Origin of the sequence: Xanthomonas sacchari (assembly GCF_024266585.1) — a bacterium.
GTDB classification, from domain to species: domain Bacteria; phylum Pseudomonadota; class Gammaproteobacteria; order Xanthomonadales; family Xanthomonadaceae; genus Xanthomonas_A; species Xanthomonas_A sacchari_C.
Genome location: NZ_CP100647.1, coordinates 3441379 through 3457528 on the forward strand (window position 1 = coordinate 3441379; position 16150 = coordinate 3457528).

Sequence of the window (16150 nt, forward strand, 5' to 3'; positions counted from 1 at the left end):
TGAAAAGACCCGTATCTGTAAAAAGTGTTTGAAGCGGACGGAATATTTCATCCGGGACGAAATCGCCTGAGGCGGGATTTCGGCCGCCGAGTATATCGGCTCCATGCCGACACTGTAGACAACAGGGCGGTCGCACATGGCATCGGCCCGATCGGCGGCGCGCGGCGGAGTTGCACTCCCCCCTTGGCATGCGGCCCCGCGCCCAGTTACACTACGCGTCTGATGTGGGGCGGTAGCTCAGCTGGGAGAGCGTCGCGTTCGCAATGCGAAGGTCGAGGGTTCGATCCCCTTCCGCTCCACCATCTTGCAAACTAGGTCAGAAAGCCACCAGGCTCTCTGGCCTTTTTTGTTGGCGGCGCGCCAGGACCCGCGTGGCCCTGCGTGTGGCGTACTGCCGTGCGAACGCGGCAGCCTCACCCAGCCGTTGTCGCAATCTGGCCGACTCGATCGCATGGAAGCCTGGTTGGCATGTCCTGCCGCCCGTGCAGGAGTCCCCAGCGCCAGGGCATGCCAACCACGTAGCTATCGCCTGCCGCCGCGCCGCATGCGCGATACCGCAGACGGCACGCGGCCAACATCCCTATCGCTCGGACGCTGGCGCCGCCGCGCCCGCGTCCCCGCGGCGGCCGTCAGCCCTTGTCGTCCTGCGCGATCTCGCCGTGGCCGGAACGCGGGCCGCGCTCGTGCGCGTCGCGCAGTTTCTGGTCCTCCAGGCCGGGCCGCTGCTTGGCGGTGTCGTCCTGAGCGCGATCCTGCTGGCCCTCGTGGATGCCCTGCTGCTTGCCGGACTCGGTGGTCTCGTTGTTCGCCATGGTGTGCACCTCGCTGGGGCGGATGCCCGTGCTTCACCACCCTAGCGAGGCCGCCGTGATGCACGGATCACGGCGTGACAGGACGTTACGCTGCCAACGCCGGTACGCCGGATTCGGCGATGTCGTCGCTGCGCAGCAGCCGCGCGCGATCCAGCAGGATCACCAGCCGATCCTCCAGCTTGCCCATGCCCTGCAGCAGATCGCGGCGGATGTCGCTGCCGAAGGCCGGCGGCGCCTCGATCTGCTGCGGCGACAGCTCCAGCACCTCGTTGACCGCGTCCACCAGCAGGCCGAAGGACTGCGCGCCGCCGCCCTCGTCGGTGGCGCCGGTAGCGATGACGATGCAACTGCGCCGGGTGACCTGGCTGGGCGCGCGACCAAGCCGCGACTGCAGATCCACCACCGGCACCACCGCGCCACGCAGGTTGATCACCCCGCGCACGCAGGCCGGCATGGTCGGCACCGGGGTGGGCGGACGGTACTCGATGATCTCGTGGATGCCGGCGATGTTGAGCCCGAACAGGTCGCGATCCAGTTGGAAGGTCAGGAACTGCAAGGCGCCCTGCGGCGCGTGCTCGGCCACGCTCTCGTAACGATCGTTGTACATGCGCTTCCCCTTCAGAAGTTGACGAACTGGCCTTCGTCCGGCGCATCCGCCAGCGTGTAGGCCGGAACCGGGCGTGCCCGCGGGCGCAGGCCCTTGCCGGCGCTGCGCACCGGCCGCGTGGCGGCCGGCCTGGGCGCCGCCGGCGCGGCGCGGCGTGGCCCGGCCACGTCCTGTTCGCGGCTGAGGCGGAAGAAGGCCATCGCCTGCTGCAGCGATTCGGCCTGGGTGCTCATCTGCTCGGCGGTCGCCGCCAGTTGCTCGGAGGCCGCGGCATTCTGCTGCGTGGCCTGGCTGAGCTGGGCCACCGCCAGGTTGATCTGGGTGACCCCGGAGGACTGCTCCTGCGAAGCGGCCGCGATCTCCTGCACCAGGTCCGAGGTCTTCTTGATGCTGGGCACGATGGTGCCGAGCAGGTTGCCGGCGCGATCGGCCAGGCCCACGCTGCTGGCGGCGACCTCGCCGATCTCCTGCGCCGCCACCTGGCTGCGCTCGGCCAGCTTGCGCACCTCGGCGGCGACCACGGCGAAGCCCTTGCCGTGTTCGCCGGCGCGCGCGGCCTCGATCGCCGCGTTCAGCGCCAACAGGTTGGTCTGGTAGGCGATGTCGTCGATGATGCCGATCTTCTGCGCGATCTGCTTCATCGCGTGGGTGGAGGCCAGCACCGCCTCGCCGCCCTCCACCGCCTCCTTCGCCGCCTGCGCCGACATGCCCTCGGTGACCTTGGCGTTGTCGGTGTTCTGCGCGATCGACGCGGTCATCTGCTCCAGCGAGGCGCTGGTCTCTTCCACGCCGGAGGCCTGCTCGGTGGCGGCCTGGCTCAGCGATTGCGCGGTGGCGCTGACTTCCTCGGACGAACCGGCCAGCGACTGCGCGCCGGCATTGACCTCGCCGACCACCTCCGCCAGGCGCTCCACCATCGCCTGCAGCGCCACCATCGCGCTGGTGCTGTCGTTGGCGCGGGTCGGCACCTGCACGGTGAGATCGCCACGCGCGATCCGCGAGGCGACTTCCATCACCGTGCTCGGCTCGCCGCCGAGTTCGCGCATCAGCGAGCGCGCGATCAGGAAGCCGATCAGCGAGGCGCACAGCGCCGCGACCAGGCTGCCCGCGATCAGGGTGAGGTTGGTGCGCTGCTGCAACTGCTCGGCCTCGGCGGCGCGCACGGCCAGCAATTCGCTTTCGGCGCGGCGCACTTCGGCCATGCGATCGCGCATCGCATCCATGTAGGCCTTGCCCTTGGAGGCGCGCACCGCGGCGCTCAGCGCTTCCATCGTCGCCTGGCCGCTGTTGACGTTCTGGCGCAGCGCGATCTGCGGATGCACCGCCTGGCTGAGCCACTGCGCCTGGGTCTGCTTCAACGCATTCAGGCGCTCCTGCTGCTTGGGATTGTCCGCGGTCAATTCCTGCGCCGTGCGCAGGTGGCTGTCGAAGCTGGCGACGCCGTCGCGGTAGGGCTGCAGGAACGCATCCTCGCCGGTCAGCGAGAAGCCGCGCGTGCCGGTCTCGATGTTGATCAGGCTGCTGAGCGCGGCATCGACTTCGGCGATCACCTTGTAGGTGTGGGTGTTCCAGTAGTTGGCCTGCGACAACGCCGACACGTTGAAGTAGGCGACGCCGGCCAGGGCCAGCAGGATGCACAGGACCACGGCGAAGCCGCCGTAGAGTTTGGTTGCGATCTTGAGATTCTTGAACACGGCACTCTCCCGACGATGGGGCAGTTGTGACAACGACAGCGACATGGAGCGGCGGCGCGACCGGCGCCGCCACGAAAAGGATCAGGCGTGGCCCAGCAGCGCGTCGCTGCGGTCGTGATTGCCTGCACCGGCACGGCGCGCGACGGCCGATGGCGCACGCGCCGTCCAGCGCGTGCTGGCCACGCGCAACGGCAGCGACGCCTCGTGTTCATCCAGCATCTGCGCGGCGCGGCGCGCGCCGGCGGACAACTGGAAGAAGGCCATGCTGTCCTGCAGTTGCACGGCCTGCGTGCTCATCGATTCGGCGGTCGCGGCCAGCTCTTCGGAGGCGGTGGCGTTCTGCTGGGTGATCTGGCTCAGCTGCACCACCGCCGCGTTGATCTGAGTGACGCCGGAGGACTGCTCCTGCGAGGCGGCAGCGATTTCCTGCACCAGGTCCGAGGTCTTCCTGATGCTGGGCACGATGGTCTCCAGCAGCTGACCGGCGCGTTCGGCCAATTCCACGCTGGAGCCGGCGACCTCGCCGATCTCCTGCGCGGCCACCTGGCTGCGCTCGGCCAGCTTGCGCACTTCCGCGGCGACCACGGCAAAGCCCTTGCCGTGCTCGCCGGCGCGCGCGGCCTCGATCGCCGCGTTCAACGCCAGCAGGTTGGTCTGGTAGGCGATGTCGTCGATGATGCCGATCTTGTGCGCGATCTGCTTCATCGCCGCCACCGTGGCCACCACCGCCTCGCCGCCTTCCAGGGTCTCGCGGGCCGCCTGCGCGGCCATGCCGTCGGTGATCTTGGCGTTGTCGGTGTTCTGCGCGATCGAGGCGGTCATCTGCTCCAGCGAAGCGCTGGTCTCTTCCACGCCGGCAGCCTGCTCGGTCGAGGCCTGGCTCAAGGACTGCGCGGTGGCGCTGACTTCTTCCGACGCGCCTGCGAGGCTCTGCGCACTGGCGTTGACCTCGCCGACCACCTGCTGCAGCTTGGCGACCATGCGCTGCATCGCCAGCAGCAACTGCGCGGTCTCGTCGCGGCCGCGCACGTCGATCGACATGCTCAGGTCGCCCGCGGACAGCGCATTGGCCACGCCGACCGCCTTGCCGATCGGCCGGGTCACGCTGCGGCTGATGAACACGCCCAGGCCCACGCCGAGCAACACGCCGCCGATCACGATGGCCAGCATGGTGCGGGTGCTGCTGGCGTAGATCTCGTCGGTGGCGGTGTTGGCCTTGGACGCATTCGCCTCCTTGATTTCGCTCAGTTCCGACATCAGCGCGTCCAGTTCGTCGGAGCTGCTGCGCACGCTCTTCGACAGTTCCGCGAGCTGCGCATTGCCTTCCGGCAGCGGCTCGCGCATCACCGAGTCGACGAACTGGCCGCGCCGCTCCAGATAGGTCTTCCAGACCTGGTCGAAGCGCGCCAGCTTGGCCTGCGTCGCCGGCCCGTCCAGCGACGCCCTGGCCTTGCCCATGTGCTCGACCACGTTGGCTGTGTACTTGTCGAGATTGGCCACGTGCTTGGCCCGGTCTTCCGCCGTGCTGGCCAACTGCAGATTGAGGCGCGCGCGACCGGCATTGAGCAGATTGATGTTGGCCTCTTTCAGGTGCGACAGGCCGAGCAGTTCGCGCTCGTACAGCACCGTGGCGTAGTCGTTGATCCGGCCCGAATTGCGGATGCCGACCCAGCCGATGCAGGCGCCGATCGCCGCCACGATCAGGAACGCCACCGTCAGCCTGACCCCGATTTTCATATTGCCCAACATGATGTTCCCCAAGTTCTTCGTGTACGTCCGGTGGCGCCAGCAGCGCCTCCGGACCTGTTCCGCAGCGCCTCGCGGAGTGGACACACCCGCCCTGCTGCGAGCGAGGACGCTGCGCCGCAACGTCTGTGCGTGAGGGCTATCGGCGTCATTGACGGCGCCTTTAAAACGCGTGAAAACTGCGGAATTCCGCATAGCGCAGGCGCCGCGGCGGCGTGGCATGAATACGCAGCAGGCGTTGCGGCGCAGCACGCGAAGCGACGAAGAAGCACGCTTGGCGCATGCGGCGCGGATGCCGTAGTTGTTCTGCAATGGCAGAACGCCCCGGTCTTGCGCCGAGGACGATGTGGGATATCAACCCCGTTAATTTGTAGACAGAACGTGAAGCGACCCCGGCCCGCGCGCACTGGCGCTGCGCAGGCGCGCGCATGCGGCAGCGCCTTCACACAGTAGGCAGCGCCAGCGCTGTGCGCCGCTCCGCCGCCGTGCCACCACGCAACAGCCGCTGCGCGAGCGCGCGCTCCTCGGCCCCCAGGTCCTGCAGCGGCTCGAAACGCTCGCCGACCCAGCTCGCCATCGGCACGCCGTCGCGGTACAGCACCCGCGCCCCCGCCACCCGCGGCACCCGCGTACCGGGCAACACGCTGCCGAGCAGATTGGCCGGATCGGCGGCGGCCACGCACAGCCAGCTGCCGTCGCCGGGCTGGCGGCGGAGTTGCCGCAGCAGGCCGATCGCCTCCGGCAGGGCGAACTGCTCGCCGGACAGGCCATCGATGAAGCGGCCACCGCGGATCTCGCCGCGCGCCTCCAGCCGTTGGTAGACCCGCAGCAGCTCGCGCCACGGCGGCAACCATGCCGCCTCGCGCTCGAGCAGGCGCCAGCAGACCACGCCGTAGCGGCGCAGCAGGGTGCGCGCGACGTGCTCGACCGCCTCGCTGCGCGCGGCCGGGTCGTCGGCCTCGCTACCGGCGCGCAGTACCGCCCAGCGCCCAGCGTCCTCGATGCCGCCGTACCGCGCCATCCGCGGCCGCCGCCGCGACAGCGCCGAGGGCCGCTTCGAGGCCGGCACCAGCAAGGCGCGCAGGCCGGCGTAGCTGTCGCAATGGACCCGGCCGGCGGCGACCAGTTCGGCCAGCGCCGCCTCCAGTTCGGTGGACAGCAGCCGGGTGGCCTCGGCGATCTCGTCGAAGAACGAGGCGCCGTGCGCCTCGAGATGGTCGGCGACCTTGCGCGCGCGCGAGCCCAGCGCGTCGGCTTGCGGCGGTGGCGACAGCCGCGACCAATGCCCGGCGCTGCGCCGCGGCAGCAGCAGAATCGGCGTGCTGCGCAGCGTCAGCGCTGCGCCGCCGGCGCCGGGGCGCAGCCGCGTCCACAGCGTGCGGCCGGCGCTGCAGGCCTCGTCCAGCCACGCCGGACGATAGTCGCGCACCCGCGCCGGCAACAATTCCGCCTCCCACAGCGGCGCCGCGGCCTCGACGCCCTCCAGTTGCGCCAGCACCGCGGCCAGCGCGTCGGCGCCGGCGACCTGGCCCTGCGCATCCAGATGCTGCCAGCGGAACAGGAAGCGCGCGTAGTCGCGCGGCGCCACCGGCTCGATCTCGCGGCGCAGGCGGCCGAGGGTGTAGCGATGGATCCGCGCCAGCAGATGCCGCTCGCACCATTCCTCGGCCTCGGCATCGGCGCTGAAACGCCCGCCCAGCACATAGCCGTCCTGTTGCAGCGCCAGCAGTCCGGCCTGCACCTCGCGCAGCGGCAGGTGCAGCGGCGCCGCCAGCGCGGCCGCGGTGACCGGCCCCAGCCCTGCAAGGCGCCAGCGCAGCAGTTCGCGCAACGCGCTGTCGCGGTCCCAGTCGGCGACCGCATAGCCCTCGGGAATCGCGATCGCCGGCTGCGCGTGGCCCCGCGGGTACAGCGGCGCCACCGCCGCCAGCGCTTCGGCGGTCACCCACAGCGCCGCGGCGGCGCCATCGACGCCGTGCAGGCAGGTGGCGCGCGCGTCGCCGGCCAGTTCGCCTAACCATTGCTGCCACTGCGGCCGCGCGGCGGCCTCGTCCGCGCTCACCACACCGAGCGTGAGCAAGGCCTCGTGCATCTCGTCGCGACTGCGCGGCTGCGGCCAGGCCTCCTCGCGCACCGCGGCGATCGCCTGCGGGTCGAGTTGGCCGAGATCGTCGGCGCTGTCCGGATCCTGGTAGCGGCGGCTGTGCACCGCCTGGGTCCGCCGTTCCTCCAGCGGCGCGTCGTCGAGGAAGGCATAGGGCCGCGCATCCAGGGCCTCGGCCGCCAGCGGCGACGGCGCGGTCAGCTCGCGCGCCAGCACCCGCACCTGGCCGGCCTCGATGCCGCGGAGCAGCTGCAGCCAGCCGCCGCTGTCCATCGCCTCGTCCAGGCAATCACGCAGGGTCTGCGCCACCAGCGGATGGTCGGGAATCTCGCGTTCGCCGACCAAATTCTCCGCGCACGCCACCTGGTCCGGAAACACCGTGGCCAGCAGGTCCTCGGACTTCATCCGCTGCAGTTGCGGGGCGACCTTGCGCCCGCCGGTGAAGCGCGGCAACGCCAGCGCGTTGGTGGCGTTCCAGCGCCAGCGCACGCCGAACAGCGGCGCGTCCAGCAGCGCCTGCACCAGCACGTCCAGCGCCGAAGCGGCGCGCAGGTAGCGCGCCACCTCGTCCAGGGCGAAGCTGTGCCGGGTCGACAGCGACAGCACGATCGCGTCCTCGGTCGCCGCCGCCTGCAGCTCGAAATTGAAGGTGCGGCAGAAGCGCTTGCGCAGGGCCAGGCCCCAGGCGCGGTTGATGCGGCTGCCGTAGACGCTGTGGATCACCAGTTGCGTACTGCCTGTAGCGTCGAAGAAGCGCTCCAGCACGATGCACTGCTGGGTCGGCAAGGCGCCCAGCGCCGCATGCGCGCGGCCCAGGTAGTCGACGATCTGCTGCGCGGCGGCGGCGTCCAGCGCCAGCGGGCCGCACAGCCAGGCCAGCGCCTGCGCCGCCCCACCCTGCTCCAGCACCTGCGCGACCTCGGCGCGCAGCCGCGACACCCCCAGCGACAACGCGTCGCTGCGCCCGGGCGCCTCGCCGATCCAGAACGGGATGTTGGGCGGCGCGCCGCGCGCGTCCTCCACCCGCACCCGCCCCGCTTCCACGCGCAGGATGCGGTAGCTGGCGTTGCCGAGCTGGAACACGTCCCCGCCCAGGCTCTCCACCGCGAAATCCTCGTTGACCGTGCCGATGGTCTGCGCCTGCGGCTCCAGCACCACGCTGTAGTCGCCGGTCTCGGGGATGGTGCCGCCGGAGGTCAGTGCCGCCATCCGCGCGCCACGGCGCTGGCGCACGCGGCGATGCACCGCATCGCGATGCAGGTAGCCGGCGCGCGGCCCCAGCCGCGTGCTGAAGCCATCGCTGAGCATGCGCAGCACCGCATCGAACTGCGCGCGCGGCAGCGCCGCATACGGCCAGGCGCCACGCACCAGCGCGTACAGCGCGTCCTCCTCCCACTCCTGGCAGGCCACCTCGGCGACGAGCTGCTGGGCGAGCACGTCCAGCGGCGCATCGAGCATGCGCAGCGCGTCCAGTTCGCCGCGGCGCACGCAATCCAGCAAGGCCGCGCACTCGACCAGGTCGTCGCGCGACTGCGGAAACAGCCGCGCCTTCGGCGTACCGCCCACCGCATGCCCGGAACGGCCGGCGCGCTGCAGGAACGCGGCGATCGAACGCGGCGAGCCGAGCTGGCAGACCAGGTCGACATCGCCGATGTCCAGGCCCAGTTCCAGCGAGGCGGTGGCCACCAGCACCTGCAGGTCGCCGGCCTTGAGCCGGCGCTCGGCGAGCAGCCGGGTCTCGCGTGCCAGGCTGCCGTGATGCGCCGCCACCGCCTGCACGCCGAGCAGTTCGCCCAGGTGCCGCGCGGTCCGCTCGGCCATGCGCCGGGTGTTGACGAACACCAGCGTGGTACGGTGCGCGCGCACCAGCTCGGCCAGGCGCGCGTACGCCTGCTGCCATTGGTCGGCGGACATGGTCACGCTGAGCGGCGTCGGCGGCACCTCCAGCGCCAGGTCGCGGGCGCGCGCATAGCCGATGTCGACGATGGCGCAGTCGGCCTCGCCATCTCGCACCGCCGCGCTGCCGACCAGAAAGCGCGCGACCGCCGCGATCGGCTTCTGCGTCGCCGACAGGCCGATGCGCAACGGCGGTACCTCGCACAGGTGTTGCAGGCGCTGCAGCGACAGCGCCAGATGGCTGCCGCGCTTGTTCGCCGCCAGCGCATGGATCTCGTCGACGATCACCGTGCGCACATGCCGCAGCGATTCACGCCCGGACACCGATCCCAGCAACACGTACAGCGACTCCGGCGTGGTCACCAGCACATGCGGCGGCCGCCGCCGCGCCTGCGCGCGCTCGCGCTGCGGCGTGTCGCCGGTGCGCACCGCGGTGCGGATCTGCACATCCGGCAAGCCCAGCGCCGCCAGTTCGGCGCGGATGCCCTGCAGCGGCGCCTCGAGATTGAGCTGGATGTCGTTTGAAAGCGCTTTCAGCGGCGACACGTACAGCACCTGGGTGCGGTCCTGCAGTCCGCCGTCGCGCAAGCCCTCGCGCACCAGCGCATCCAGCGCGGCGAGGAATGCGGTCAGGGTCTTGCCGGAGCCGGTCGGCGCGGCGACCAGCGTGTGCCGTCCGGCCTGGATCGCCGGCCACGCGCGCTCCTGCGCCGGCGTGGGCGCAGCGAAACGCCGCTCGAACCAACGTGCAACGGCGGGATGGAAGCGCGTTTGCGCCAACGACATGCGATCTCCTGTGCCGCCGCCGCAACGAACGTGCGGCGCGCCGGCGATGCCACCTGTGCGCATTGTCCACGCGACTGTCTCGCGCCATCGCCTCGACGATGAAAATGGTGACGTTATCCCGACGATCAAGCACACCGCCACACGGCCGCTGTTTTTAAGGGGTTTTCCATTAAGCGTTCATCCGACGACACAATGTCTACCACGCGCTCCGCGCAGCGCGGTTATGTTGTCGAAGGCATCACGTATCCCGGCCTAGCGTTTGCGCATCACACGCAAGCTTCGCCTTTGGGAACGGAATGCGGCACGGCACCACCAGCGAACAACGGCATCGCCCATCACGCGCGCGGGACGCTGCACCACCCGCGCACGCGAATGCGGCGGCGCGCGTTCGCCTCCGCCTCCGTCTCCCTTCGATGTCGAACTGTCCTCGCCTTGCGGCGTGTGGCAGCGGTGGCGGCGGCATCCGCCACTGGGTCCTGCACTGCGGGACTGCGCATGCGTTGCACCTTCCATCCGCCATCGCCAAGGAGCATCACCAATGGCACAGAGCAGCCCTTACCGCTCTCACAACGACCTCAACCAGCACCGCAGCAGCGACCCGCAACCGTCGCTCGGCGTTGCGCCGAACGTGTTCGAAGGCCACGATCCAGCCGCCATCGCACGCGCGCTCAAGCAATCGGCCGACCTGCACGCACGCCGCCGCACGGGACCGTATCGTTCGGCCATGTCGATGCTGACCTTCTACATCAATCGCGCCGGCGACCAGTTGCCGGCGCAGCGCCGCCAGGTCCTGGAGCAGGCCAAGGACGAGTTGCGCAGCCTGTATGGCAAACCGCGCAAGGGCAGCGCCGGCGACTGAGCACGCGCGCTCGCGCAGCGTGATGGAGCGATCAGTTCCGCACGCTGCCCATGCCAGGCGCACGTCGCCCGATTGCCGTCCTCCGACGCAGTGCCACATGATGTGGACATGGCCAAGGCATCCGACATGTCGGACCTCATCCAGCACGCCGCCGTCGCGACACAGGACGACGCGGCGCTGCTGTCGCGCATCATCCTGGCGCAGGGCGAGATCGCCGCGGCCGGCGGCGATCCGCTGCAGGTGGTCGACGTGGTCACCCGCCGCGCGCAGGAGCTGACCCGCTCCAGCGGCGCGGTAGTGGAGATGTGCGACGGCAAGGACATGCTGTACTGGTCGGCCAGCGGCATCGCCGAGCGCCACCTCGGCCTGCGCCTGCCCAGCAACGGCAGCCTGTCCGGGCTGTGCATGCGCACCGGCCAGGTCTTGCGCTGCGACGATTCGGAAGAGGATCCGCGGGTCGATCGCGCGGCGTGCCGGCGCATCGGCCTGCGTTCGATGCTGGTGGTGCCGCTGCGCTACGGCGACCGCAGCATCGGCGTGCTCAAGGTGATGGCGCCGCAGCCGGGCGCGTACAGCGCGCAGGACGTGCGCACGCTGGAGCTGCTGGCGACCCTGGTCGGCGCGACGCTGGCGCTGGCGATGGACCGCGCCGCGCTGCAGACCGACATCGCGCGCCGCCAGAACGCGGAAAAACACGCGTTCCGCGAGAAGGCGGCGATCGCCACGCGCATCCGCGAAACCGTCGCCGGGGCGCGCCTGCAGATCGTGACCCAACCGGTGCTGGCATTGCCCTCGCAGCGCATCGTCGGCGTGGAAGCACTATCGCGCTTTCCCGCGCAGCCGGCGCTGCCGCCGCTGCGCTGGTTCGACGACGCCAGCCGGGTCGGGCTGGCGCTGGAGCTGGAACTGGCCGCCGCGCGCAAGGCGCTGGAGCTGCTGACGCAGTTGCCGGCGCCGCTGTATCTGGCGATCAACGTGTCCGCGCCGACGCTGCTGCATCCGCAACTGCAGGCGCTGCTGCACGGCCATGACCTGTCGCGGATCGTGCTGGAAATCACCGAGCAACTGCAGGCGCCGGACTATCCGCGCCTGTCCGAGTCCATCGGCCTGCTGCAGCGGCAGGGCCTGCGCATCGCCCTGGACGACGCGGGCACCGGCTTCGCCAGCCTGCGCCACCTGCTGCACCTGGCGCCGGACATCATCAAGCTGGACCTGACCCTGACCCGCGGCATCGACGCCGAGCCGCGCCGGCAGCGGCTGGCGATGGCGATCCTGTCCTTCGCCGCGGAAACCAATGCCGACGTGGTCGTCGAAGGCATCGAGAGCGAGAGCGAACTGGCGACGCTGCAGGCGCTGGGCGCGCGCTACGGCCAGGGCTACCACCTCGCCCATCCCGGGCCGCTGTCGGCGCATCTGGCGCGCTATCCGGCGATCGGCGACGGCCTCGGCTGAGAACGTCCACCACAGGCGCGGCGCTTGTCCCCGGTGCGGGATCAGCCGCGACCGGATATCCCGATAGATCGCCATGCCAGCCCGGTCGCGGCTGAAGCCGCTCCTACGCAAGCGTGCGCTACCCACCCTCGCCGATCCTGGGCCGCTGTCAGTGCATCTGGAGACGCTCTCAAGCGATCGGCGACGGCCTCGGCTCAGTCGCGGGCCAAGCGTCATCCTGCGTAGGAGCGGCTTCAGCCGCGACAGGGCGTCACCGTTGACGCGCCGTCGCGGCCGACGCAAACGCCGGGCAAGAAAAAAGCGGGCCGAAGCCCGCTTTTTCCTGGAACGACGCTGGCAGCGTGCGGCTTATTCGGCCGACGCGCCCTCGCCTTCTTCCACGGCCTTCATCGACAGGCGGATGCGGCCCTGCTTGTCCACTTCCAACACCTTGACCTTGACCACGTCGCCTTCCTTCAGCTTGTCGCCGACCTTCTCCACGCGCTCGCTGGAGATCTGCGAGACGTGCACCAGGCCGTCCTTGCCCGGCAGGATGGTCACGAACGCGCCGAAGTCCATGATCTTGGCGACCTTGCCTTCGTAGATGCGGCCCGGCTCGACGTCCGAGGTGATCTGCTCGATGCGCGACTTGGCGGCCTGCGCGGCGATCGCGTTGACCGAGGCGATGACGATGGTGCCGTCGTCCTGGATGTCGATCTGGGTGCCGGTTTCCTTGGTGATCGCCTGGATGGTCGAACCGCCCTTGCCGATCACTTCGCGGATCTTGTCCGGGTGGATCTTGATCGTCAGCAGGCGCGGCGCGTAGTCGCTCAGCTCCGCACGCGGGGTGGTCAGCGCGCTGGCCATCTCGCCGAGGATGTGCAGGCGGCCGGCCTTGGCCTGGGCCAGGGCCTGCTTCATGATCTCCTCGGTGATGCCTTCGATCTTGATGTCCATCTGCAGCGCGGACACGCCGTCGGCGGTACCGGCGACCTTGAAGTCCATGTCGCCCAGGTGATCTTCATCGCCCAGGATGTCCGACAGCACCACGAAGTCGTCGCCTTCCTTCACCAGGCCCATGGCGATACCGGCCACCGGCGCCTTCACCGGCACGCCGGCGTCCATCAGCGCCAGCGAGCTGCCGCACACCGAGGCCATCGACGAGGAACCGTTGGATTCGGTGATTTCCGAGACCACGCGGATGGTGTACGGGAATTCTTCCATCGTCGGCATCACCGCCAGCACGCCGCGCTTGGCGAGGCGGCCGTGGCCGATCTCGCGACGCTTGGGCGCGCCGAAGCGGCCGCACTCGCCCACCGAGTACGGAGGGAAGTTGTAGTGGAACAGGAAGTTTTCCTTGTACTCGCCGGAGACCGCGTCGATCACCTGACCGTCGCGGGCGGTGCCCAGCGTGGTGACCACGATCGCCTGGGTCTCGCCGCGGGTGAACAGCGCCGAGCCGTGGGTGCGCGGCAGCACGCCGGCCTTCACGCTGATCGGGCGCACGGTGTCCAGCGCACGGCCGTCGATGCGCACCTTGGTGCTCAGCACCGAACCGCGCATGGTCTGGTATTCCAGCTCGCCGAATTCCTTGGCCAGGTCGGCGGCGACCCAGTTCTCGGCGGTGGCGCGCGGCGCCAGCTGCGCCAGCACGTCCTTCTTGATCGCGGCGATGGCGTCGCGGCGCTGCAGCTTGTCGCGCACCTGGAACGCGGCGGCCAGCTGATCGCCGACGGCTTCCTTGAGCGCGGCGATCATGGCTTCGTTCTTGGCCGGGGCGACCCAGTCGGACGGCTTGGTGCCGGCTTCGACGGTCAGCTCGTTGATCGCGTTGATGACCTTCTGCATCTCGCGGTGGCCGAAGGTGACCGCGCCCAGCATCACTTCTTCGGACAGCAGCGCGGCTTCGGACTCGACCATCAGCACGGCGTTGGCGGTACCGGCGACGACCAGCTCCAGCTGCGAGTCCTTCAGGTCCGACACGGTCGGGTTGAGGATGTACTCGCCGTTCTTGTAGCCGACCTTGGCGGCGCCGATCGGGCCCTTGAACGGGGTGCCGGCCAGCGACAGCGCGGCCGAGGCGCCGATCAGCGCGGCGATGTCGCCGTCGATGTCCGGGTTCATCGACATCACCGTGGCGATGATCTGCACTTCGTTCTTGTAATCCTCCGGGAACAGCGGACGGATCGGACGGTCGATCAGACGCGAAATCAGCGTCTCCTTCTCGGTCGCACGGCCCTCGCGCTTGAAGAAGCCGCCGGGGATGCGGCCGCCGGCGTAGAACTTCTCCTGATAGTCGACCGTCAGCGGGAAGAAGTCCTGACCTTCGCGCGCGCTCTTGGCGGCGACGGCGGTGACCAGCAGTACGGTGTCGTCCATCTTGACGATGACGGCGCCGCCGGCCTGGCGGGCGATCTCGCCGGTTTCGAGGGTGACGGTGTGCTTGCCGTACTGGAAGGTTTTGGTGATTTTTGCCACGGGGTTTCCTTGGATGATGCTATCTGCAAATGGACCGCTGACGGCCCATGCCGCTGGCGGGTGGCCGGGAGGATCCGGCCAGTGGCGCGGAGCGATCCCGGGCCACGGTACTACCCAAAACAAAACCGCGGCGCATCACTGCGCCGCGGTGGGGTTCGTTGACTCAGCGACGCAGGCCGAGCTTCTCGATCAGCGCCTTGTAGCGCTCGCCATCCTTCTTCTTCAGATAGTCGAGCAGGCTGCGGCGGCGGTTGACCATCTGCAGCAGGCCGCGGCGGCTGTGGTGGTCCTTCTTGTGGGTCTTGAAGTGACCGGTCAGCAGTTCGATGCGGGCGGTCAGCAGGGCGACCTGGACTTCCGGCGAACCGGTGTCGGCGGCGCCGCGCTTGTTTTCTTCGATGACTTTCTGGGTGTCGATGGACATGAGGTTTTCTCTAGAGATGCGGGGCCGGCAGGAACGTGCAGAGGACGCACCGCCTGGCTCGCCGATTGCGAAGGATTGCGCCGGAGCGCAGCGTGCCGGAAAGGCCGCGAAATTGTACCGGCCCCGGCCCGGGGGAACAAGGCGTTAAGACAGCGTCATGACTGAACGGCGGTCAGATAGCGCCCGCGCGACCGCTCGCGTTCACAGATTGAACATGCGCTGCGGCGCCAGCAGCCCGCTGGCATCGACCTGGCCCAGGCCCAGCGCGACGCCGTCGGCGTCGAACACCGCGACCAGGCCGGGCGGCCAGGCCGGATCGCGCAGGCGCTGGCCCATGCGAAAACGCTGCGCCGCAGCATGCTCCAAGCGCACCGGCGGAAAATCGGCCAGGCCCGCGGCCAGCGGCAGCACCAGCGCCTCCAGCGCCGCCGGATCGTGCGCGGCCAGGTGCTGCAATCGCTCCAGGGTGACCATCTGCGGCGTCCGGAACGGCTCCACCCACAGCCGCCGCAGCGCGGCGATGTGCGCGCCACAGCCCAGCGCCTCGCCCAGGTCGCGGGCCAGGCTGCGGATGTAGGTGCCGGACCCGCAGGCCACGTGCAGGCGCAGGCGCTCGCCGGCATGGGCCAGCACGTCGATCGCATGCACCTCGACCTCGCGCTCCGGCGCCTCGATCGCCTCGCCGCGGCGCGCCTTGACGTACAGCGGCTCGCCGCCCTGCTTGAGCGCGGAGTAGATCGGCGCGCGCTGGCGGATACGCCCGCGCAGCGGCGCCAGCGCCGCCTCCAGCGTCGCCGCGTCCAGCGGCGGCACCGGCCGGGTCCGCAGCACCGCGCCCTCGGCGTCATCGCTGTCGGTGGTGACACCGAGCACGACCTCCGCTTCGTAGGCCTTGGCCGAGCCGAGCAGCAGCCCGGCCAGCTTGGTCGCCTCGCCGAAGCACAGCGGCAGCAGCCCGGTGGCGAGCGGATCCAGGCTGCCGGTGTGGCCGCCCTTCTCCGCACGGAACAGCCGCCGCGCCGCCTGCAGCGCCGCGTTGGAACTCATGCCGATCGGCTTGTCGAGCAGCACGATGCCATCGAGGCGGCGGAAAACGATACGGGGCAGGCGCGGGCCGAAGACGGGCATGGGGTGCGGACGGGGATGTGGGGAGTGGGGATTCGGGCTTGGCGGATCCAGCCCCGGCACGGCGCATGCGAACGGCACGGGCGGAAAGCGCAGGCACGCCAGGAACAGCGGGACGCCGTACGGATGAAAGCACGCCGCGATCGCGGCTGCGAAACGGACGCCCGCGTTCGGCGTCCGCATTCAGA

General features: G+C 69.9%; 10 protein-coding genes and 1 tRNA gene. 3 read left to right on the plus strand and 8 right to left on the minus strand.

Going from position 1 to position 16150, the window contains the following annotated elements; all coding sequences use genetic code 11:
- The first annotated feature begins 226 nt into the window (after positions 1 to 226).
- Positions 227 to 302: transfer RNA gene (locus tag NKJ47_RS14305), tRNA-Ala, on the plus strand.
- Between the two features lie 327 nt (positions 303 to 629).
- Here the strand turns inward: NKJ47_RS14305 and NKJ47_RS14310 are convergent.
- From NKJ47_RS14310 to NKJ47_RS14330, 5 genes are all read right to left on the minus strand, one after another.
- Positions 630 to 812: a hypothetical protein gene (locus tag NKJ47_RS14310; protein WP_254458518.1), complete on the minus strand. Its 183-nt coding sequence runs from the start codon at positions 810 to 812 to the stop codon at positions 630 to 632.
- An 85-nt stretch (positions 813 to 897) separates the two neighbouring features.
- Positions 898 to 1419 (minus strand): chemotaxis protein CheW, encoded by a 522-nt coding sequence (locus NKJ47_RS14315; RefSeq protein WP_254458519.1) that lies wholly within the window; start codon positions 1417 to 1419, stop codon positions 898 to 900.
- An 11-nt stretch (positions 1420 to 1430) separates the two neighbouring features.
- Positions 1431 to 3113 (minus strand): methyl-accepting chemotaxis protein, encoded by a 1683-nt coding sequence (locus NKJ47_RS14320; protein ID WP_254458520.1) that lies wholly within the window; start codon positions 3111 to 3113, stop codon positions 1431 to 1433.
- Positions 3114 to 3194: 81 nt separating this feature from the next.
- Positions 3195 to 4862 carry a methyl-accepting chemotaxis protein gene (locus NKJ47_RS14325; RefSeq protein ID WP_254458521.1) on the minus strand — a complete coding sequence of 556 codons (1668 nt, stop codon included), beginning with the start codon at positions 4860 to 4862 and terminating at the stop codon, positions 3195 to 3197.
- Positions 4863 to 5301: 439 nt separating this feature from the next.
- Complete coding sequence (locus NKJ47_RS14330; protein ID WP_254458522.1) at positions 5302 to 9645, minus strand: DEAD/DEAH box helicase; 4344 nt, start codon at positions 9643 to 9645, stop codon at positions 5302 to 5304.
- Positions 9646 to 10183: 538 nt separating this feature from the next.
- Here NKJ47_RS14330 and NKJ47_RS14335 point away from each other — a divergent pair.
- Both NKJ47_RS14335 and NKJ47_RS14340 read left to right on the plus strand, forming a co-directional pair.
- On the plus strand, positions 10184 to 10504 hold the full coding sequence (locus NKJ47_RS14335; RefSeq protein ID WP_254458523.1) for a DUF3175 domain-containing protein: 321 nt from the start codon (positions 10184 to 10186) through the stop codon (positions 10502 to 10504).
- 108 nt (positions 10505 to 10612) lie between these two features.
- On the plus strand, positions 10613 to 11956 hold the full coding sequence (locus NKJ47_RS14340) for a sensor domain-containing phosphodiesterase (RefSeq protein WP_254458524.1): 1344 nt from the start codon (positions 10613 to 10615) through the stop codon (positions 11954 to 11956).
- Positions 11957 to 12304: 348 nt separating this feature from the next.
- On the opposite strand, the gene pnp is transcribed toward NKJ47_RS14340, so the two are convergent.
- The 3 genes from pnp to truB form a co-directional block, all read right to left on the minus strand.
- Complete coding sequence (pnp, locus tag NKJ47_RS14345) at positions 12305 to 14413, minus strand: polyribonucleotide nucleotidyltransferase (RefSeq protein ID WP_254458525.1); 2109 nt, start codon at positions 14411 to 14413, stop codon at positions 12305 to 12307.
- 163 nt (positions 14414 to 14576) lie between these two features.
- Entirely contained in the window at positions 14577 to 14837 is a 261-nt protein-coding gene (gene rpsO, locus NKJ47_RS14350; RefSeq protein ID WP_003467392.1) for a 30S ribosomal protein S15, read from the minus strand.
- Positions 14838 to 15038: 201 nt separating this feature from the next.
- Positions 15039 to 15965, minus strand: a complete 927-nt coding sequence (gene truB / locus NKJ47_RS14355; RefSeq protein ID WP_254458526.1) for a tRNA pseudouridine(55) synthase TruB — start codon at positions 15963 to 15965, stop codon at positions 15039 to 15041.
- Positions 15966 to 16150 lie beyond the last annotated feature (185 nt).